The sequence below is a fragment of the Bacillus sp. UNCCL81 genome (assembly GCF_900112535.1).
GTDB classification, from domain to species: Bacteria; Bacillota; Bacilli; order Bacillales; family Bacillaceae_G; genus Gottfriedia; species Gottfriedia luciferensis_B.
Genome location: NZ_FOMF01000004.1, coordinates 417,567 through 437,631 on the forward strand (window position 1 = coordinate 417,567; position 20,065 = coordinate 437,631).

At 34.2% G+C, this 20,065-nt stretch carries 20 protein-coding genes; 3 read left to right on the plus strand and 17 right to left on the minus strand.

Annotation, left to right across the window (positions count from 1 at the left end; genetic code table 11):
• Positions 1–8: 8 nt before the first annotated feature.
• The 3 genes from BM319_RS11460 to BM319_RS11470 form a co-directional block, all read right to left on the minus strand.
• Positions 9–920, minus strand: coding sequence for a cation diffusion facilitator family transporter (locus BM319_RS11460; protein WP_069035156.1), 912 nt, complete (start codon positions 918–920; stop codon positions 9–11).
• 134 nt (positions 921–1,054) lie between these two features.
• Positions 1,055–3,292, minus strand: a complete 2,238-nt coding sequence (secDF, locus tag BM319_RS11465; RefSeq protein WP_091022717.1) for a protein translocase subunit SecDF — start codon at positions 3,290–3,292, stop codon at positions 1,055–1,057.
• Positions 3,293–3,394: 102 nt separating this feature from the next.
• Positions 3,395–3,673 (minus strand): post-transcriptional regulator, encoded by a 279-nt coding sequence (locus BM319_RS11470; protein ID WP_069035158.1) that lies wholly within the window; start codon positions 3,671–3,673, stop codon positions 3,395–3,397.
• Between the two features lie 156 nt (positions 3,674–3,829).
• On the opposite strand from BM319_RS11470, the gene spoVB reads away from it, so the two are divergent.
• Complete coding sequence (spoVB, locus tag BM319_RS11475) at positions 3,830–5,386, plus strand: stage V sporulation protein B (RefSeq protein ID WP_069035159.1); 1,557 nt, start codon at positions 3,830–3,832, stop codon at positions 5,384–5,386.
• A gap of 513 nt (positions 5,387–5,899) precedes the next feature.
• Here the strand turns inward: spoVB and BM319_RS11480 are convergent.
• Entirely contained in the window at positions 5,900–6,550 is a 651-nt protein-coding gene (locus tag BM319_RS11480; protein WP_069035160.1) for a DUF421 domain-containing protein, read from the minus strand.
• 223 nt (positions 6,551–6,773) lie between these two features.
• Between BM319_RS11480 and BM319_RS11485 the strand changes: the two genes are divergently transcribed.
• The gene (locus BM319_RS11485; protein WP_069035161.1) at positions 6,774–7,157 is read left to right on the plus strand and encodes a TIGR04086 family membrane protein; all 384 of its coding nucleotides are present in this window, start codon (positions 6,774–6,776) and stop codon (positions 7,155–7,157) included.
• Positions 7,158–7,283: 126 nt separating this feature from the next.
• Here BM319_RS11485 and yajC read toward each other — a convergent pair whose 3' ends face one another.
• The 6 genes from yajC to ruvA all read right to left on the minus strand — a co-directional run bounded on the left by yajC (position 7,284) and on the right by ruvA (position 11,679).
• Positions 7,284–7,556, minus strand: coding sequence for a preprotein translocase subunit YajC (gene yajC / locus BM319_RS11490; protein WP_254664636.1), 273 nt, complete (start codon positions 7,554–7,556; stop codon positions 7,284–7,286).
• A 27-nt stretch (positions 7,557–7,583) separates the two neighbouring features.
• Positions 7,584–8,723 carry a tRNA guanosine(34) transglycosylase Tgt gene (tgt, locus tag BM319_RS11495; protein WP_069035162.1) on the minus strand — a complete coding sequence of 380 codons (1,140 nt, stop codon included), beginning with the start codon at positions 8,721–8,723 and terminating at the stop codon, positions 7,584–7,586.
• A gap of 20 nt (positions 8,724–8,743) precedes the next feature.
• The gene (gene queA / locus BM319_RS11500; RefSeq protein WP_069035163.1) at positions 8,744–9,772 is read right to left on the minus strand and encodes a tRNA preQ1(34) S-adenosylmethionine ribosyltransferase-isomerase QueA; all 1,029 of its coding nucleotides are present in this window, start codon (positions 9,770–9,772) and stop codon (positions 8,744–8,746) included.
• Positions 9,773–9,860: 88 nt separating this feature from the next.
• Complete coding sequence (locus tag BM319_RS11505) at positions 9,861–10,058, minus strand: DUF2905 domain-containing protein (RefSeq protein ID WP_056472616.1); 198 nt, start codon at positions 10,056–10,058, stop codon at positions 9,861–9,863.
• Positions 10,055–11,056 carry a Holliday junction branch migration DNA helicase RuvB gene (gene ruvB / locus BM319_RS11510; RefSeq protein ID WP_069035164.1) on the minus strand — a complete coding sequence of 334 codons (1,002 nt, stop codon included), beginning with the start codon at positions 11,054–11,056 and terminating at the stop codon, positions 10,055–10,057. The genes BM319_RS11505 and ruvB overlap by 4 nt, the downstream gene beginning before the upstream one ends.
• 5 nt (positions 11,057–11,061) lie before the next feature.
• Positions 11,062–11,679, minus strand: a complete 618-nt coding sequence (gene ruvA, locus BM319_RS11515; protein WP_091022719.1) for a Holliday junction branch migration protein RuvA — start codon at positions 11,677–11,679, stop codon at positions 11,062–11,064.
• 194 nt (positions 11,680–11,873) lie between these two features.
• Here ruvA and BM319_RS11520 point away from each other — a divergent pair, with 194 nt between their 5' ends.
• Entirely contained in the window at positions 11,874–12,485 is a 612-nt protein-coding gene (locus tag BM319_RS11520; protein ID WP_091022855.1) for a GNAT family N-acetyltransferase, read from the plus strand.
• A gap of 69 nt (positions 12,486–12,554) precedes the next feature.
• Here BM319_RS11520 and BM319_RS11525 read toward each other — a convergent pair whose 3' ends face one another.
• From BM319_RS11525 to nadC, 7 genes are all read right to left on the minus strand, one after another.
• Positions 12,555–13,064, minus strand: coding sequence for a BofC C-terminal domain-containing protein (locus tag BM319_RS11525; protein ID WP_175495599.1), 510 nt, complete (start codon positions 13,062–13,064; stop codon positions 12,555–12,557).
• 216 nt (positions 13,065–13,280) lie between these two features.
• The gene (locus BM319_RS11530; protein ID WP_069035168.1) at positions 13,281–13,739 is read right to left on the minus strand and encodes a GNAT family N-acetyltransferase; all 459 of its coding nucleotides are present in this window, start codon (positions 13,737–13,739) and stop codon (positions 13,281–13,283) included.
• A gap of 33 nt (positions 13,740–13,772) precedes the next feature.
• A complete protein-coding gene (locus BM319_RS11535; protein WP_069035169.1) occupies positions 13,773–14,348 on the minus strand; it encodes a TetR/AcrR family transcriptional regulator in 576 nt (191 codons plus the stop codon).
• 208 nt (positions 14,349–14,556) lie between these two features.
• The gene (locus tag BM319_RS11540; RefSeq protein ID WP_069035170.1) at positions 14,557–15,330 is read right to left on the minus strand and encodes a YhcN/YlaJ family sporulation lipoprotein; all 774 of its coding nucleotides are present in this window, start codon (positions 15,328–15,330) and stop codon (positions 14,557–14,559) included.
• A gap of 243 nt (positions 15,331–15,573) precedes the next feature.
• Positions 15,574–17,886 carry a LysM peptidoglycan-binding domain-containing protein gene (locus BM319_RS11545; protein ID WP_139226521.1) on the minus strand — a complete coding sequence of 771 codons (2,313 nt, stop codon included), beginning with the start codon at positions 17,884–17,886 and terminating at the stop codon, positions 15,574–15,576.
• Positions 17,887–18,097: 211 nt separating this feature from the next.
• Positions 18,098–19,192, minus strand: coding sequence for a quinolinate synthase NadA (gene nadA / locus BM319_RS11550; protein ID WP_502686145.1), 1,095 nt, complete (start codon positions 19,190–19,192; stop codon positions 18,098–18,100).
• 39 nt (positions 19,193–19,231) lie between these two features.
• Positions 19,232–20,059: a carboxylating nicotinate-nucleotide diphosphorylase gene (nadC, locus tag BM319_RS11555; protein ID WP_025569223.1), complete on the minus strand. Its 828-nt coding sequence runs from the start codon at positions 20,057–20,059 to the stop codon at positions 19,232–19,234.
• Between the last annotated feature and the right edge of the window lie 6 nt (positions 20,060–20,065).

The following is a 20,065-nucleotide window of genomic DNA, read 5'->3' on the forward strand; positions in this document are numbered from 1 at the left end:
AAGTAAACTTATTGGATGAAAGAGTTATTTTTATCATTATATGGATTAATATGGACAAAAACATTTTCCACATCTTTTTGTTCCATCAACTTTGCTTTAACATTTTTACCAATCTTATGTCCTTCTTCAACGGTTATATATGGATCTACTGAGACTTTTATATCGATGATGACGTAATAGCCGTGTTCTCTTGCATAGAGAGAATTTATCTCTTTAACTCCTTCTACATTCCTAACTACTTCTTTATATGGTTCAATATCTTCTTCATGAAGTACATGATCCATTGTTGTATGTATTGATTCTGCTCCAATATCCCACGCCATTTTTAAAATCATAATTGCTACAATAAGCCCAGCCGCAGGGTCTGCATATAAAAGTACTGGCATATTAAATTTAGTACCAAGAATTGCAATACCAATACCAACCATAGCTGCAGCAGATGAGTATACATCAGAGCGATGTTCATATGCATTAGCGATGATTGCGTCACTATTTAACCTTTTCCCTAAAGCATATTTATAGCGAAACATCCATTCTTTTAAAAAGATAGATATAAAAGCTGCTAATAAAGCAATTAACTCTGGTGGATGAACTGGCTTAAAAAACGCGGTTATAGATGATTTAGTTATTTCAATTCCAACGATAAATAAAAGTACGGCAACAATAATAGCAGCGATTGATTCAGCTTTACCATGGCCATAAGGATGGTCCTCGTCCGGTGGCATTTTTGCAGCTCTTAAACCAAATAAAACCGCTATCGAACCGACCACATCTGACGCTGAATGTACTGCATCGGCCATTAAAGCTTTACTATTTCCAATATATCCGATAATTGCTTTAACAATTGCTAGAAGTAAATTTCCATATATTCCGATATAAGCCCCTTTCTTGGCTTCCTTATAACGCTCTTCCTGTTCCATATACTTTACCTACTTCCCTTTTTCTAACTGTAAAAAATACACTTATCATTATTAACACATTATATTAGTATCTTCAAATCATAATGAATTTAATACAAAAAAGAGTATAAGCATGAGCTTATACTCTTTTAAATTTATTTAGCTTCTTCAACATCGATTACTTGGTTTTTATCAAGTTGGCGACCTTTAATAAATAACCAAATTTGTGAAGCGATAAAGATTGAAGAATATGTTCCAACAACTAAACCTATTAATAATGCAAGTGAGAAGTTAAGAATTGCATGACTTCCGAATAAAAGCAATGCAAGTACTGCTAATAGTACAGTAAGAACTGTTTTAACAGATCGACCTAAAGTTTGACGAATTGATTCGTTAACAACCTGTTTCAATTCTTCTCTAGAACGAATTTTCTTCTTAAGCTTCATATTTTCACGAACTCGGTCAAATGTAACGATCGAGTCATTAATCGAATAACCAACAATCGTTAGAACCGCTGCGATGAATGTGATATCTACTTCTAATCTAAAGATACTAAATACTACAACAATGAAGAATGCATCATGTAGTAGGGCAATTACTGAAGCAATTGCATATGAGAATTGGAAACGTAATGATACGTAAAGAATAATACCTGCTGATGCGATAATTAATGCTTTAATGGCATTAGCTGCTAATTCTCTACCAACAACTGGATCAACAGTACTTACGTTTGGTTCTACCCCAAATTTAGCTGTAAAATCCTTTTTCAAATCATTAATCTGATCTTTTGTTAATACTCCTTTAAATACGATTGAACCTGTTTTTGCATCATTTGTAGAAACAGTAATACTTTCAGGCTTCAAGTTCATTTTTGAAATTTCATCATTAACAACTTGTTTTGTAACTGCTGATTTTGATTCAAATGTTACACGTGTACCACTTGCAAAATCAATTCCTAAATTCAATCGGAAAATAGAAAGTATAATAACCCCTACAACTACTGTAACGATTGAAAAATAAACAAATTTTCGACCAACGCTTACAAAATCGACTTTATCATATTTTGTAGGAGGATGTGCTAAGTTATGATTTAAACCAAGAATTTCACTTTGTTTAATACCAAACCATGTTTTCTTATTATTTAAGTAACGACTTTGAACTAATAAAGAAAGTAATAAACGAGTACCGAATACTGCAGTTAAAAAGCTTACTAAAATACTAACAATTAAACTTGTTGCAAAACCTTTTACTGAGCTTGTACCGAATGAGAACAATACGACAGCAGCAAGTAAAGTTGTAATATTAGCATCAAAGATCGTTCCAAATGAACGCTGATTACCTGCACGATAAGCAGATGCTACTGATTTTCCTAGTTTAAGCTCGTCCTTCAATCTCTCAAACGTAATAATATTGTTATCAACCGCAATACCAACACCAAGGATTAATGCCGCAATACCTGGAAGTGTTAATACCGCATTCATGCCGTCAAATACAAGTAATGTTACGTAAGTATAAGCCATTAACATGATGCTTGCGATTAAACCTGGTAAGCGATAGAAATAAAGCATAAATAAGAAAATAACTGATACACCAATAATTCCAGCAAAAATTGTTTCATGCAGAGCATCTGTACCAAATTTTGCACCGATTGATGTTGAATACATTTCTTCAAGGTGTACTGGAAGAGCCCCTGCATTTAATAAATCTGAAAGTTCTTTTGCACTTTCAACTGTAAATGTAGAACCAACAATAGAAAGCGAATCGTCGGTAAATACTTGATTTACACTAGCTGCAGATAAGAATTTAGGTTTTGCTTTTGCAGATTCCTTTTTGAAAGAGTCTTGTCCTTCTTTGAAATCTAACCAAATAACCATCATATTATTTGGAGCACCCATTTTTAATACTTTACTTGTAACATCTTTAACCTTAGAAGCATCCTTAAATGTGATTGATACACTAGGTTTACCCATTTGGTCAAATGTTTGCTTTGAAGCGCCTTCTTTTAAATCCGCCCCAGTCATTAGAACCTTATCATTTACGTCACGAATTGTTAAGTTCGCTTCAGTAGAAAGAATATCACGTGCTTTAGCTTGATCTTTTACACCAGCTAATTGTACACGAATACGATCTTTCCCTTCGATTTGAATGTTAGGTTCACTTACTCCTAATACGTTTACACGTTTTTCAAGAGCTTTCGCTGTACTTACTAAAACATTTTTGTTAATTTTGTCGCCTTTCTTAATCGGCTTAACTTTGTAAAGCACCTCAAACCCGCCCTGTAAATCCAGACCAAGCTTAATATTTTTCGCGGTACCAAATACAGTTGTGCCGATTACTGCTGCTAATACAGCAATAATTAAGAAGAAGGCAACAATTCTGTTACGCTTCACCATGTTGTGAATTTCCTCCTCTAACTAGTTCAAGTTCTAGTACGAAAATGGTATGTTTTCATTCTTATATTATACAAATGCAATTTTTTTATTGTCAATTAATGGTTAAACTGACTCTCCAAACTGCCAAGTAGGTGATTTAAATGCTTCGATTCGAATGTAATTCATATAATCGTTTACAGTTAATGAGAGTATGTCTTCTACCAGTTGAAAAAGCTTTGGTTCATCCTCTTTCTTTCGCCATAAGGTTCTTTCGAGGCATTCCCATAAATCATCCTCACTGACAGTATCGAATCCAAGCATTCTAAATTCATCCAGTTTACTTTCAATTACCACCTGTAGCTTAGGTTTAAATTCTGCAGCTTGTTGATGAAAAGTCGACATACTCTTCCCCCCTAATTTTCTGTATTTTTAGAAAAATGATTTTAGACCTTCACATTCATTTCCTAGATGTTGAACTAACTTGTCATGCTTGCCTACATTTCTAGCATATATATAATTGTAAATCATTCTAGGCTGTTTGAGAAGGTGGTAAAAGTAATGACAAAGCAAACGTTTTTAAGAGGAACGTTTTTTTTACTTATTGCAGGGCTTATCACAAGAATATTAGGATTTTTTAATCGAATTGTTGTAGCAAGAATTATGGGTGAAGAGGGCGTAGGATTATTTATGATGGCAGTCCCGACACTATTTTTGGTCATGACGCTTACACAGCTCGGCCTCCCAATTGCCATCTCAAAATTAATTGCAGAAGCAGTTGCTCAAAATAGACAAGATCGGATAAAAAAGATTTTAGCTGTTTCAATGTCAATAACTGGCATATTAAGTATTATTTTTACAACAGCAATGATTTTTTTATCCCCTTTCATTGCGAAAAACTTATTAACGGATGCAAGGACTATGTACCCACTAATTGCCATCGCTCCTGTTGTTCCAATTATAGCAATCTCATCAGTTTTACGAGGATATTTTCAAGGCGTACAGAATATGCGACCTTCCTCCTTTTCCCAAGTTATTGAACAAGTTGTTCGTATAGTACTAGTTGCAGTTTGTACTAAAACTTTTTTACCATATGGCGTTGAATTTGCCGCTAGTGGCGCCATTATCTCTTCTGTATTAGGAGAATTAGCTTCATTAATTTATATGCTGTATGTATTTAAGAAAGAAAAAAATGCAAAGTTCATTTCAGGATTTAAGAACAATATTAAAGATGGAAGAAAAACACTTAGTGACCTACTAAGTATTGCATTACCAACAACTGGAAGTCGTTTAATTGGTTCAATATCAATGTTTTTAGAACCAATCGTTGTCTCACAAAGTTTAGCGATTGCAGGTGTAAGTGCAGCTGTTGCAACTAAACAATATGGATTACTTGCAGGATACGCTTTACCTCTATTACTTTTACCAGCGTTTATTACTTATGCATTATCTACTTCACTTGTGCCAGCGATTAGTGAAGCAATGGCCAAAAAGGATCGTGTAACTGTTGAAAGAAGATTGCAGCAAGCACTACGTTACTCAATGATTGCTGGTGGTTGGTCCGTTGTCATTTTATACGTATTTGCTTCACCGATTTTAACACTAATGTACAAAAGTGACCAAGCTACGAATTTTATATTACTTTTAGCACCTTGCTTTATTTTTTACTATTTCCAAGGACCACTACAAGCTGTATTGCAGGCACTTAATCTGGCAAATTCAGCTATGATTAATAGCTTTGTCGGTTCAGTCGTTAAAATCGCTAGTATTTTATTACTAGCTACAAATCCAAAGTTCGGTATTAACGGTGTTGCCTTAGCTATGAATATTAGTATTGTAACAATAACAGTTCTTCACTATTTCACTGTATTAAAGGCCATTAACTTTTCGATTTTTGTTAAAGATTATGTTTATTGTTTAATCATTTTAGGTATTTGTATTTATGTCGGAAAGTTCATCAAAGAATATGTAGTTTTTTCATCTTCTTTATTAGTACAAACCTTAGTAAGTATTTCTGTTGTTACATTGATGTATATCTTATTAATTTTATTATTTAACCTAGTTAAGAAAGATGAGATCATCCGAATCCCATTCTTTAAAAAGCTGATTACAAGATGATTGATAATAGAATAGATCATAACAAAACCACAAAGTAATTAATGTACTTTGTGGTTTTGTTGTTGTTGAAAAAAAGTTGTCAATTAAATATGTAATGTCTTGTTGATTTCCACTACGGGTTGCTCGCTTTCCATGGGGCATGAGCTGAGCCTCCTCGTTCCTGCGGGGTCTCACCCTTCCTGCATCTCCCATAGGAGTCGAGCATCCCTTCGTTCCAATCAACTCTTCAAGTTTAAAAATTACTCTTAAAATAATAAGAATAATTATTTATAGGTAATGCCCTTATAGACTATTTTAGTAGAAAAAAGGTTTAAATAATTTTTTTTTAGCGAAATAACATTAATTTAATTAAAAACGTAAAAAAACTATTTTATCAATGAGAATCAGAAACCTTATGTACCATGGAACATAGTGTTCATACTTTTCATATTGACTCTAAAGTATTTCAACACTCTGACCACAATATTTAATGTTATTTTCCACTTCAGGATACAGTTATCTCTTACTCCTGCATTATTCGTCTTTTTTATCAAAAAATATTTCTCCGCCTCGTAAGCTGCAATATGATACTTGTTTAAATTCATCATAACCATGTTTTTTTAACTGTTCTAGTAACCATTGTTTATCTTTATGATACTGATTTAAATTATCTTCTTGTACGATGCCATCTAATATTAATGGAAATGTGAGTGAACTATAATTTATATCACCGTTTATTTCCTTTTTGAATATTGATAATTTCCCTGTAGGCTCTAGTAGTGCATAATCAACATCTCGTACGTCTCCTATATCCTTCTCTCTAAGTTGGAGTAATAAGTCGTCAAACGTATATCTCTGTTTTTTCATCTCTTTTTCTAAAACTTTACCTTTACTAATGATTAATACAGGATGTCCATCTAATATTTTTCTAAATTTAACACTTTTTAGCGAAATTAAGGAAAAAATTATTTGGATAACAACAATTAAAAACATTGGATAAATCACTTTTATAATCGGTTCATTGTGGGTTTCAATTCCGATGGCTGCTATTTCAGTTAATAATATATAGACGACTAAATCTAATAAACTTAACTCTCCTATTTCTCTCTTACCCATTAACCGAAAGAAAAATGCAATAATTAAATAAATTAAAATGGTACGAACCGTCATAGAACCTAATTCCATTTTACTTACCCTCACATCCAAAACTTGTTGATTTTAAAAAACATGTTCTTTAGCTAGCGCTTAAAACCTGTAAATATGAGTCCAAATACAACTAATTTTCCATAAAGAAAATAATAGTAGAATTTTGTTCATAATTTTACTATTTGTAATTGCTCTATAAGTATTCTAAAAATTCATCTCATGAATATGCTTGTATTAAAAGAGTGTACAAGGGGGAATATGAATGAAAAAAACAGCTGTAGCTGTCTCTTTTGGCTTTTTAACTATTCTATTATTAGTATTGTCAATTAGTTTGATTTTATCATTATTACTTAAACTAACTTCTCTTACAGAAGCAAGTGTTACAACGACAACTCTTATCCTATCATTTATCGTAATGTTAATTGGTGGTTTTGTTACAGGAGCTAAAGGGAAAGAAAAAGGTTGGATTCTAGGATTATTAACGAGTGGAGCGTATTCTATTTTTGTATTTTTTGTACAGTTTCTTGGCTATGACCGAACTTTTTCACAGGAACAAATAATGTATCATGGTATTTTCTTAGGTGTTTGTATGTTAGGGTCAATTTTTGGAGTGAATGCTGCGAGTAATAAATCTTATAATAAATAATCAGACTGATAATCAACTTTTTTTGAGTTTTTCCACTACAGACTTAATTTAAATTTCTTACAAAATAAATAAAACGCTAGTTTCCAAAATGGAACTAGCGTTTCTTACGATACAATTAATAAAAAATTAAGCTTGTGTTCTTGTTTCACGAATTGCGTTTTTTTCAAATACCATACGTGATCCATCAGCAGTTTTTAAAGTGATTGTATTATTTTCTTCGTTAACAGCATCAACTAAACCATGTAATCCACCGATTGTTACAACCATATCGCCTTTGCTAATTCCAGCTTGCATAGCAGCTGTTTGCTTTTGACGCTTTTGTTGTGGACGGATTAGTAAGAAGTAGAAAACTATGAACATTAATATTAGAGGTAAAATCCCCATTAAACCATTACCCATCTTAATCTTCCTTTCAATATGTAAATTTTAGAAGTTCCTAGCGTTCGGCTTATTAAAACCGTATTGTTCAAAAAACTCTTCTCGGAAATCACCTAAACGGTCTTCGCGGATTGCTTGGCGAACTTGTTCCATTAATTGTAACAGAAAATGTAAGTTATGGTAAGTAGTCAAACGCATTCCAAACGTCTCTTCACATCGGATTAAATGACGGATATATGCTCTTGTATAGTTTTTACATGCATAACAATCACAATTAGGATCAAGTGGAGAATAGTCCTCTGCATATTTTGCATTCTTAATTACTAATCGACCTTCACTAGTCATACATGTACCATTTCGAGCGATACGCGTTGGAAGTACACAGTCAAACATATCCACTCCTCGAATTGCGCCATCAATTAATGAGTCAGGAGAACCTACTCCCATTAAATATCTTGGTTTATCAGTTGGTAGGAAAGGTGTCGTAAACTCTAAAACTCTATTCATTACATCCTTTGGTTCACCAACTGATAATCCACCAATTGCATAGCCTGGGAAATCTAAAGAAACTAAGTCTTTTGCAGATTGTTTACGAAGGTCTTCGTATTCTCCACCTTGTACAATACCAAATAATCCTTGATCCTCTGGTCTTTGGTGTGAATTTAAACAACGCTCTGCCCATCTGCTAGTTCTCTCAACTGAACGTTTCATATAATCATACTCAGCAGGGTATGGTGGACACTCATCAAACGCCATCATGATATCAGAACCTAATGCATTTTGAATTTCCATCGCCTTTTCTGGTGAAAGGAATAATTTATCGCCATTTAAGTGATTTCTGAAGTGTACGCCTTCTTCTTCTATTTTTCGGAATTGACTTAAGCTAAATACTTGGAATCCTCCTGAATCTGTTAAGATTGCACGATCCCAGTTCATAAATTTATGTAAGCCACCAGCTTTTTTAATAATCTCATGACCAGGTCTTAACCATAAATGGTAAGTATTACTTAAAATAATACCTGATCCCATTGCTTTTAAATCTTCAGGAGCCATTGTTTTAACAGTGGCTAAAGTTCCAACAGGCATAAATGCGGGAGTTTCAAATGAACCATGTGGAGTATGGACAATTCCTAATCTCGCACCTGTTTGCTTACAAGTTTTAATATGTTCATAACGAATTGCTGTCATTTTTCGATTCCTTTCAATTCTTAAAGTATTAACATGGCATCGCCAAAGCTAAAAAAGCGATATTTTTGTTCTACTGCTTCTTTATAAGCAGCTAAAACTGGTTCTCTACCAGCTAAGGCACTAATTAGCATAATTAGAGTTGATTTTGGTAAATGGAAGTTCGTAATCATCCCGTCAATTCCCATAAATTTATATCCTGGGAAAATGAAGATAGACGTCCAACCACTAGCCCCTTCAAACTTACCGTTATTAGCTGTAGCAATCGTTTCAACTGTGCGAGTAGAAGTAGTTCCAACAGTAATGATTTTACCACCGTTTGCTTTCGTTTCATTTAATAGTTCAGCCGTTTCTTCAGACATATAGTAGTATTCCGAGTGCATATCATGTTCTTCAATAGATTCTACACTTACCGGTCTAAATGTACCTAAACCTACATGTAACGTAATAAATGCTAACTTTACACCTTTTTCTTGAACTTTAGCTAAGAGTTCTTTTGTAAAATGTAAACCTGCCGTTGGTGCTGCCGCTGAACCAATTTCTTTAGCGAATACAGTCTGATAACGATCTTTATCTTCTAATTTTTCTTTAATATATGGGGGAAGCGGCATTTCACCTAGTTGGTCTAAGATTTCATAAAATATCCCATCGTATTGGAATTTTAATTTTCTTCCACCTTGATCACTAGAACCTACACATTCTGCCTTTAATCTTCCATCTCCAAATAAAATGATTGTACCTTCTTTTACTCTTTTAGCAGGCTTAACTAATGTTTCCCATACATCCTGCTCTTCTTGTTGAAGTAATAATACTTCAATTTGGGCACCTGTATCTTCTTTCACACCAAATAATCTAGCAGGCATGACTTTTGTTTCATTTAAAACTAAACAATCGCCCTCTTGTAAATAATCTAACACATCAGGAAACTGTTTATGCTCTACATTTCCAGACTCTTTATGTAATACCATTAGTCTCGATGCTTCTCGGTCCAACAAAGGCGTCTGAGCAATCAATTCTTCAGGTAAATCAAAATCAAATAAATTTACATCCATTTCTATACACCTCATAAATTTCAGGAGTATGGAGAAAGGAAGATTATCATAATCCCCTTTTCCAAACTCTATTTATATTCGTACTCATTTATTTTCTCCCAAATAGTGAAAAAATAAGTGAAAGTAAAATACTTATGATAATACATGTTACAATCGGAAAGTAAAACGATACATTTCCTTTTTTTATAAAAATATCGCCTGGAAGTTTCCCTACAAATCGAATAAACAATCCAACAACTAATAAGATAATTCCTAACGTAATTAAAATTTTTGACAAATCAATCATTGCTCCGGCACCTGCAACCCAAAATGTTTGTATGTTAAATCCGTAACAATTCGTCCCCTAGGAGTCCGCTGAAGAAATCCAATTTGAAGTAAATATGGCTCATATACATCTTCAATCGTTTGTGACTCTTCGCCAATTGAAGCTGCAATCGTATCAACCCCAACAGGACCGCCCTTAAATCGCTCAATAATAGCTAATAACAATTTATGATCGATATGGTCTAGACCTGCTTCATCTACCTGCATTTGAATTAAAGAGTCTTTTGCTATTTCAAAGGTAATGATTCCACTTCCTTGAACTTGAGCAAAATCTCTAACTCTTCGTAATAAACGGTTTGCAATTCGAGGTGTGCCTCGAGACCTTCTAGCTACCTCTAAAGCAGCGTCATTTTCAATTTCCATTCCAAATAACTCTGCTGTTCTTTTAACGATCAATGCTAGCTGTTCAACTGTATAAAACTCTAACCGATTTAATACTCCAAAACGATCTCTAAGTGGTGAAGAAAGAAGTCCTGCTCTAGTTGTTGCACCTATTAATGTAAATGGTGGCAAATCAATCCTTACCGACCTAGCAGTTGCATCCTTGCCAATTACAATGTCAAAGAAAAAGTCTTCCATTGCTGGATAAAGTACTTCTTCTACTGTTCGAGGCAGTCGGTGAATTTCATCGATAAATAATACATCACCTGGTTGAAGTGAAGTCAAAATAGCTGCTAAATCTCCAGGACGCTCAATTGCTGGACCTGAAGTCGTTTTGAATCCAACACCTAGTTCATTTGCAATAATCGCTGCTAAAGTAGTTTTACCTAATCCAGGAGGACCGTATAATAAAACATGATCTAGAGACTCATTTCGCATTTTTGCAGCTTCAATAAAAACTTGCAAATTCTTTTTAACTTTATCTTGCCCTATATATTCCCTTAATGATTGAGGCCGTAGTGAAAGTTCTTGATCAAATTCCTCGCCACTACTTTCACTTGATAAAATTCGGTCATCCATATTCATCACCTCTTAGCTTGCAAAAGTAATTGAAGTGCTTTTTTAATATATTCATCAGTTGAAAGTTTTTCATTCTTTAATAATGGTACGATCTTTTTAACTTCTTTTTCTGCATAGCCTAATGCTTTTAAAGCTTCAATTGCATCATCTAATGAAGATGCTGCACTTTCTTTCTCTTCAATAGCATCTATGTCAGTAAATAAATCGACTTGAACTGCTCCAAAGACTTTTTCAAGTTTTCCTTTTAAATCAAGGATCATCTGTCTTGCTGTCTTTTTACCAACACCAGGAAATTTTGTTAAAAATGCCTCGTCCTCTTCTTCTATCGCATGAACAATTTGATTTGGCTCTCCAGTCGCAACAATTGCCAAGGCACCTTTAGGTCCGATTCCTGACACACTTAACAATTTTTGAAATAAAGTACGTTCATCTAGTGTTTTAAAACCATATAACATCATAACATCTTCTCTTACATAATGATGAGTATAAACTTTTAAGATTTCGTTTGAAGGTCTAAAAACATACGGATTAGGTGTAAATAATTGATAGCCCATTCCATTATGATCAATTACAATATATTCTGGTCCAACCCATTCTATCTTTCCAATTATGTATTCGTACATGGTTTTCTCCCCTTTTTACATGTATTCCATTGTACCATAGATAGAAGAAGGAGAAAAATAGTCGGCTGTCGAAAATAAAAATTTTATACATATGATTTAACTAAAAAGTTCATATAAAAATGACTAAAAAATATAGCAAATTTTTAAAAGCTCGATACTTAAGAAAATACATAGGGAGGCTATTCGATTTGAACATGTTTCCAGTTCTAACTACAGAGAGACTTTATTTAAGAGAAATCAAAGTCACTGATCTTAATCGAATGTTCAATATTTTATCAAGAGAAGATGTCACCAAATATTATGGACTAGATGCACTAAAAAATAGTAGTGAAGTATTGGACGTAATTCACTATTTTAGAGAAATGTATGAAACGCGCAATGGCATCCGTTGGGGAATGATTGATAATGAAACAAACAAATTAATTGGAACCTGTGGATTTACAGCCTACCAAGAACGAAACAAAAGGGCAGAAGTTGGCTATGAGCTACACCCAGACTATTGGAGAAAAGGTTTTGCGACAGAAGCTTTAAAAGCATTATTATCATATGGATTTGATATTCTTCAACTAAATCGAATTGGAGCAATCGTTTATCCAGAAAATCTCCCTTCCCAAAAACTCCTTGAAAAAATAGGATTTACGAATGAAGGTCTACTACGTGAGTATTTAATACAAGGTAGTACAGCGCATGATACGTATGTTTATTCAATTTTGCGAAACGAATGGGAAAGAGCTCAGGAAAAGGAAGTTCGCGATCGGAAAAATGACTTGATCCATAAAAATACAAAAAATCCACAAGGAAAATAAATCATCTTTGTGGATTATTTTTTATATTTAGTTAGTCGTTACCGATTGACCACAGTCGAAATACGAATTTCAATTTACGATTCTTTCATACTCTTTTAAGTAATGTAATAGATAATCGTAATGATTTTTGGTCGAAATTTTAATCCCTCTCTCAAGCTGCTTTTGTTTATTTACTTCTAATTTATTCGTATCTATTTGAAAAAAAGATTCAATAATATTATTACCACTTGGCGCTCCAATATATAAATTCAAAACTCCATTTGAATTTATTCCTAAATAACCTTTGGATTTTAAAGTAGGAGAAAGATCATTAATTTTTTTCATTAATACGATTTGATCATCATTTTCTTCTATGACTTTCCAACCCTTAAATTCTTTTTTGACTTGCCCCAGGGTTTTGTGTTGATTAATATAAATTTCTTCAATCACTTCACCGTTTATATAGACTTTATGTAAAATGATTGTAATCCCCTTTTTGTTCGAACTAGGATGAATATCATTATGAGCTGCCAATGTTTCAGTTTGTGCCGGTATTAATAAAGCTAGTAAACAAACAAATATTAAAATGAACTTTTTCACAAACATCCACTCCTTTAGACAAAATCATACAAGCTTTTTTAGTTTGACCATTCCTTTTATCTTTATCCAAACTGTTTAAAATTTTTATAGTAAATGGCCATAAATATCTAAACAAAAAACCCTAAAGCGTTGTCTTTGGGGAAGGGGGATGAAAGCTAATGATCTTCATCTTTTCTTATGAAAGAATCTTATCTTTTTAACTTTGTAATTTTATCTTTAATGATCAGATAGATTTTCAAATAGAGATATAAAAAAATTAGGTGCCACTTCAATTTTCTTATGAAATTTAAAACCAAAAGTTTTATATAAGTTAATGGCTGGTAGGTTATCTGATCCTGTTGAAACAATTACCTTTTTCTTTTTTGCAATTTCATTTAAAAAATAATGAACTAATTTTCTTGCAATTCCCTGCTTAAAGCAACTAGGATGTACTACCAATCTACATATTTGATATTCATTATCGCCTTCTGAATAGGCCAAAAATCCTTTTAAATCATGTTCAATCACATAACCGATAAAGACTTCTTTGGAATCTCTAATACTTTCGACATTGTCCTTTAATTGTGGTATTCCTTCAAAATTGATTAACTTTGCCTCTACCATATATGCAGGTAACTGTACATTTAAAATTGAATTTGCCATTTTTTTATCTTTATTGTCTAGTTTTAAAATCAAAAATTTTCTCCTCCTAATCCTCTGACCTTACTCCTACGCTTTTGATAAGCCATTTAGGATATAAAAGTTAAATAACTCTGTAATTTTTTTAGGACTTAGTGCTTCATGCTCTTTCTCCCATTCGATTTTAAGTGTTGTATAAAGTCGAAACATGACTAAAGCGGTGATTTCGGGATCACATTCAACAATTTCTTTCTTTTCTATTGCTTCTTCAATTTTTTTCTGTATGTATAGAATGATTGAATGATTCAATCGTTTTAAAGCGTCATGTACTATAGTCGTTCCAATTTCTTTTTGTTCCTGAAGTAACTTTATTGTTAATTCATGTTCATTATGAAAGGCTATAAAAACTTCAATTCCTTTATGTGCTTTTTCAATGAATGAATCTTCATCACGAATGGATTGTTCAGCTAAAAATTTCATTTCAGTAATCAAATTATTGATGATTTCATCAAACAATTCTTCTTTATTTTTAAAGAAAGTATAAATCGTTCCCTTTCCAACATTTGCCTGTTTTGCGATTTGACTCATTGTAGTTGCTTTATAGCCAAAAATGGTAAATGACTTTGTGGCAGCTTGTAAAATATTTTGCTTTTTCAAAAAACTCACCTCAACTTCTCTTGTTACCCAATTGACCACTTCAAACTTTTGGTCAATATAAAAATCACTTTACCATATTGTTGAACCCTCATCAAACGAATTATTTAACTATTCTAAGAACTAAAAGTAACTAATCTTTGGGAATTGTATCCCTAAACTGAAACTTTAAAAAGGAAGAAGCATGAGCTTCTTCCTTTTCAATGTAAAAAATTAATATTTATCGGTTTGGATTGGTTGCATCCTTCACATCATTTTTTACATTACGATACATATGTTTAACATTTTGTTTTGTATCGTATAATACATTTTTAGTGGCATTTGGAACATTATTTGTAATGTTATTTAAATTATTTCTAATTGTTCCATCGAATGTTACATATACTTTTTTACCACTAGTGTATGGTGATAAAGCGTCTTTAATTTTTGATCTAAATGCGCTTTCATCAACATTTTTATTTACCAAATCTACTGCAACAAGAACCTGATCACCAACAGCAACCGTGCTTGCTTTGGATACATTTGACATTTGTTCTACTCGTTTAGAAATTTGGTCAGCAAACTTTCGTTCACCCGCATTCATATTAGTGTTTGTACTAATATTTGTATATGGTACAAGAGGAGCTGTATTTAGATCGTTATTATAGCGAACTTGATCCATGTTGTAGTTTCTATTCATATTGTTGACATTTCTTCCATACGTTCCGTCATGGATAACGCCATCATTAGAATACTCACTACTTAAACCTTCATTTATACGATCATTTCCGTAGTGATTATTTTTCTTTGTGAAATAATCTTGGTTATTAGGATAGTTTACGTTTTCATAACGATAATTAACAGCATAAGGGTTTGTCGGTCTATTGAAGTTTACTTTTTCATAACCAACATTTCTTTTATGGTCATTCATGGCATTATTGTTTGTTCCACAAGCAGATAATGTTAAAGCTGTTAGCACCGTACCTGTAGCAACGATAAGACCTTTTTTATTCAATATAAAACCCTCCCTTTATTTACACCCAATTGTAATACCAAAGTTGTATTACAAAGTTAGGTTGACCTTTTTAGGTGGATTTTAAATTGTTAATAGATGGTTTGAAACTCATTTTAAGTAAAAAAGTAGCCTTTATAGGCTATTACATGTTAACTCAATTTCTACTCCAATTAATTCCTGTATGAAATAGTTAAAATAAAAAAAAGACGATTAGAAAATAATCGCCTTTTTAAATAAAATTCTTTATTGTTCGTCTTCCTCAAAATATGGCACTCCGTATGAAGACTGATTTTGTGCATAAGGAGTAAATAATTGCGAATTTGGATCAAAATAAGGTTCTGATGCATCACGATACATTGGTGTCGGTCCAGTCGCATACGGTGAAACAACTGGTCCGCCTTGGAACTTTGGATAGTCCATAGCTGGCAATGTTTGTGGGAAGTTTTCATTTGGTCCCATATATGCCGGTAATGTTTGTGGGAAGTTTGCGTTTGGTCCCATGTATGCTGGCATTGTTGCTGGGAAGTTTGCGTTTGGTCCCATGTATGCTGGCATTGTTGCTGGGAAGTTTTCATTTGGTCCCATATATGCCGGCATTGTTGCTGGGAAGTTTGCGTTTGGCCCCATATACGCTGGCATTGTCGCTGGGAAGTTTGCGTTTGGTCCCATATATGCTGGCAATGTTGCTGGGAAGTTTTCATTTGGTCCCATATAAGCTGGCAATGTTGCTGGGAAGTTTTCATTTGGTCCCATATATGCTGGCATTGTTGCTGGGAAGTTTTCATTTGGTCCCATATATGCTGGTAATGTTTGTGGGAAATTTCCGTTCGGTCCCATGTATGCCGGTAATGTTTGAGCTAAATTCGGATTCGGTCCCATATAGGCTGGTAGCGTTTGGCCTGTATTTGGATTCGGTCCCATATACGATGGCATTGTTTGCCCAGTATTTCCTGGCATTGGTGCTGGTAAAGGTGTTGGAACAGGTGCAGGTAATGGCATTGGCATCGCAGTTGGCGGAACTGGTGCTACTGGCACTCCTCCAGTCGCTCCTGTTACTTCTCCTCCTGGCAACATCGGCATAGCTCCAAAACTCGGTAATGTTGGTAATGCCCCTCCTTCACCTCGTGGATAATATGGGAAGCCAGCGTTTGGTCCCATATAGGCCGGTAATGTTTGAGGGAAGTTTGCGTTTGGTCCCATATATGCTGGCATTGTTTGTGGGAAGTTTGCGTTTGGTCCCATATAGGCCGGCATTGTTTGTGGGAAGTTTTCATTTGGTCCCATATATGCTGGTAATGTTTGTGGGAAATTTCCGTTCGGTCCCATGTATGCTGGTAATGTTTGGGCTGCGTTTGGATTTGGTCCTGCATATGCTGGTAACGTTTGGGCTGCGTTTGGGTTTGGTCCTACATATGCTGGTAGCGTTTGAGCTGCGTTTGGATTTGGCCCCATATATGCTGGTAAAGTTTGTGCTGCATTATTTGGCCCCATATATGCTGGTAATGTTTGTGCTTTGTTAGTAGCTACTGGTGATACTTGCGCATTTGGTTTTCCTGTTGATACTGGCGATACTTGCATATTCGGTTTTCCCGTTGCCACTGGTGACACTTGCATATTTGGTTTTCCTGTTGCTGCAGGTGAAACTTGCATATTTGGTTTCCCTGTTGATACTGGTGATACTTGCATATTTGGCTTTCCTGTTGATACTGGTGATACTTGCATATTTGGTTTTCCTGTTGATACCGGTGATACTTGCATATTCGGTTTTCCTGTTGCTACTGGTAAGACTTGCTCTTTCGGTTTTCCAGTTGATACTGGTGATACTTGCACATTTGGTTTTCCTGTTGCTACTGGTGATACTTGCACATTTGGTTTTCCTGTTGCTACTGGTGATACTTGTTGATTTGGTTTTCCTGTTGCTACTGGCGATACTTGTTGATTTGGTTTACCTGTTTCCGCTGGTGATACTTGCGGATTTGGTGTTGACGGAGAAACCAATGATCCTGGGAAGTAGTTCTTTTTCTCTGACATGCTTTGTCCTCCCTTGGTGTTCACATTTGATTTATTTTCATTTATCGGATTTTTAACTGCCACTGGCGAAACAACTTGCGGTATGTTCGCATTTGGTTTTCCAGTTTGAACAGGAGATACTTGTTGATTCGCATTATTTGTCGCAGGTGATACAGTCGGTTTCGCAGGTGGAATAGGTACCTGAATTACAGGTTTTACTGTCGGTGTAACCTCTACATTAATATTCAAATTATTATCAACTGGCTTTGTATTCGGCATGACAGCAGGTTGTGTCTGAGCTACAGGTTGAACATTTCCTTCTTCTACCTCCAAAGCAACACTTGGCTTAGGTTGCTGTACCTCCTTTTTAGAACCTAATGGGGCTGGCTTTTCTCCCCTTTCTGGCACTTTTATTTTCATGCCAGGATAGATCATATCTGGATTACTTAGTTGGGCATTTAATTTAACGATCTCTTCGTAGTCGATGTTATATTTTTGAGCAATGCTCTTAAGGGTATCGCCCTTTATTACTATGTGAATTCTCACCTTTTCCCCTCCTGACCAATTGCCTCTACGTTGGATTGTACATTAGTACCTCACAACAATGTATGTCTGAATATTTGTATTTATGATAGAAGGTATTTTAATTTATGACGAGTAAGCTTGTATAAGTATTTACTTTATTCTTGTTTTTTCTATAAAAAAATCATTTAGCTCATATTGTACTAAATGATTTTATTTTTTTGCTATTTAATTTTTAAGCAAGCTCAAGCATTTTATCTAATGCCTTAATTGCATCTTTTGCAGTTTGTTTATCAACTGTAATAATATTTTGGATATTACCTTTTTCGATATTTTCTAAAGACCACAATAAATGTGGTAAATCGATACGATTCATCGTTAAACAAGGACACATAAATGGATTTAATGAAATAATCTCCTTATCAGGATGATTTTTAATAATTCTTTGAACCAGATTCATCTCAGTTCCAATTGCCCATTTACTTCCTGCAGGTGCAGCTTCAATTTGGTCAATAATATATTTCGTAGATCCATTGTCATCACTTGCTGCTACAACTTCTCTTGAACATTCTGGATGCACAATAATTCTCATATCTGGATGATTTTTTCGTACATTCTCAATATTTTTCACTGTAAAATTTTCATGAACCGAGCAGTGACCTTTCCAAAGTATTACTTTAATGTTATTTAGATCGCCCTCATATTCTAAAGTATCCGTTATTGGATTCCAAATTGCCATATGCTCTAATGGTACACCTAATTCAAATGCTGTGTTTCTACCTAAATGTTGATCAGGTAGGAATAAAATACGTTCTTTTTGTGTAAAAGCCCATGAAACAACCTTTTTAGCATTAGATGAAGTTACGGTTGCTCCATCATTTCTACCGACAAACGCTTTAATAGCAGCAGTTGAATTAACATATGTTAACGGTAAAATCGTGTCTCCAAAAAGCTTTTGTAACTCTACCCATGCACGATCAGTTTGATGGTGATCTGCCATATCTGCCATTGAACAGCCTGCTCTCATATCAGGTAAAATAACGATCTGTTCGTCTTCCGTTAAAATATCTGCGGTCTCTGCCATAAAATGAACTCCACAGAATACAATATACTTCGCCTTTTTATTATTAGCAGCAACTTGAGCAAGTTGTAGAGAATCTCCAGTCGAATCTGAAAAAACGACAACTTCTTCCTTTTGATAATGATGACCTGGAATGAAAAGAGCATCACCTAATCTCTCTTTTATATCTTTTACTCTTTTTTCCATTTCTTCAGTTGATAATGTATAATACTCATCAGGAATTTGATATCCTTCATTTTTTTGTATCATATCTAAAACGTTCATTTTCCCCACTCCAATCCCTCTTTATTACAAGTAGAAGCTTATATCTAATGCTTTTGCCGAATGTGTTAAACAGCCTAAAGAAATAACATTTACACCACAGTTTTGAAAACTTGCTAAATTATCTAAAGTAATTCCACCAGAAGCTTCAGTTACAATCGTTTCTGGAACAAGCTTAACGAATTCTTTTATTTCATCTGGCGTACGATTATCAAACATAATGACATCGGCACCCGCTTCAATAGCTTGAAGAACTTGATCTTTGTTTTCAGTCTCGACTTCAATTTTGACCATATGACCTAATTTATTTCGTAATGAATCAACAGCATTTTTAATTGAACCTGCGTAAGCAATATGATTATCTTTCAGCATCACTGCATCATATAAACCGAAACGATGGTTCGCTCCTCCACCACAAGTAACTGCATACTTATCAAACAAACGTAAACCTGGCATCGTTTTTCTTGTATCGACAAGTTTGATTTTTTCGTCGTTTAATGTTTCAACTGCTTTTGAAGTAAGCGTTGCAATCCCACTCATTCGTTGTAAAAGATTAAGCATAACTCTTTCACCTGATAATAACACTTGAACTGGTCCTTCTACTTCTGCAATTAGCTGCCCTGCCTGAACAGATTCACCATCTTTAACGTGCAGTGTTACTTTTATATCATCATGAAGTAATTTATACGTTATTTCGATTAATTCCGTACCCGCAATTACTCCATCTGCCTTAGCAAGTACTTTTCCAGTTGTTCTTTCATGCATTGGAAAAATATGAATTGAGGATAGATCCCCTTCCCCAATATCCTCTAGTAAAAATTGCTCAATCATTTTTTTAGCTTTTAATGTATTCATGAATTT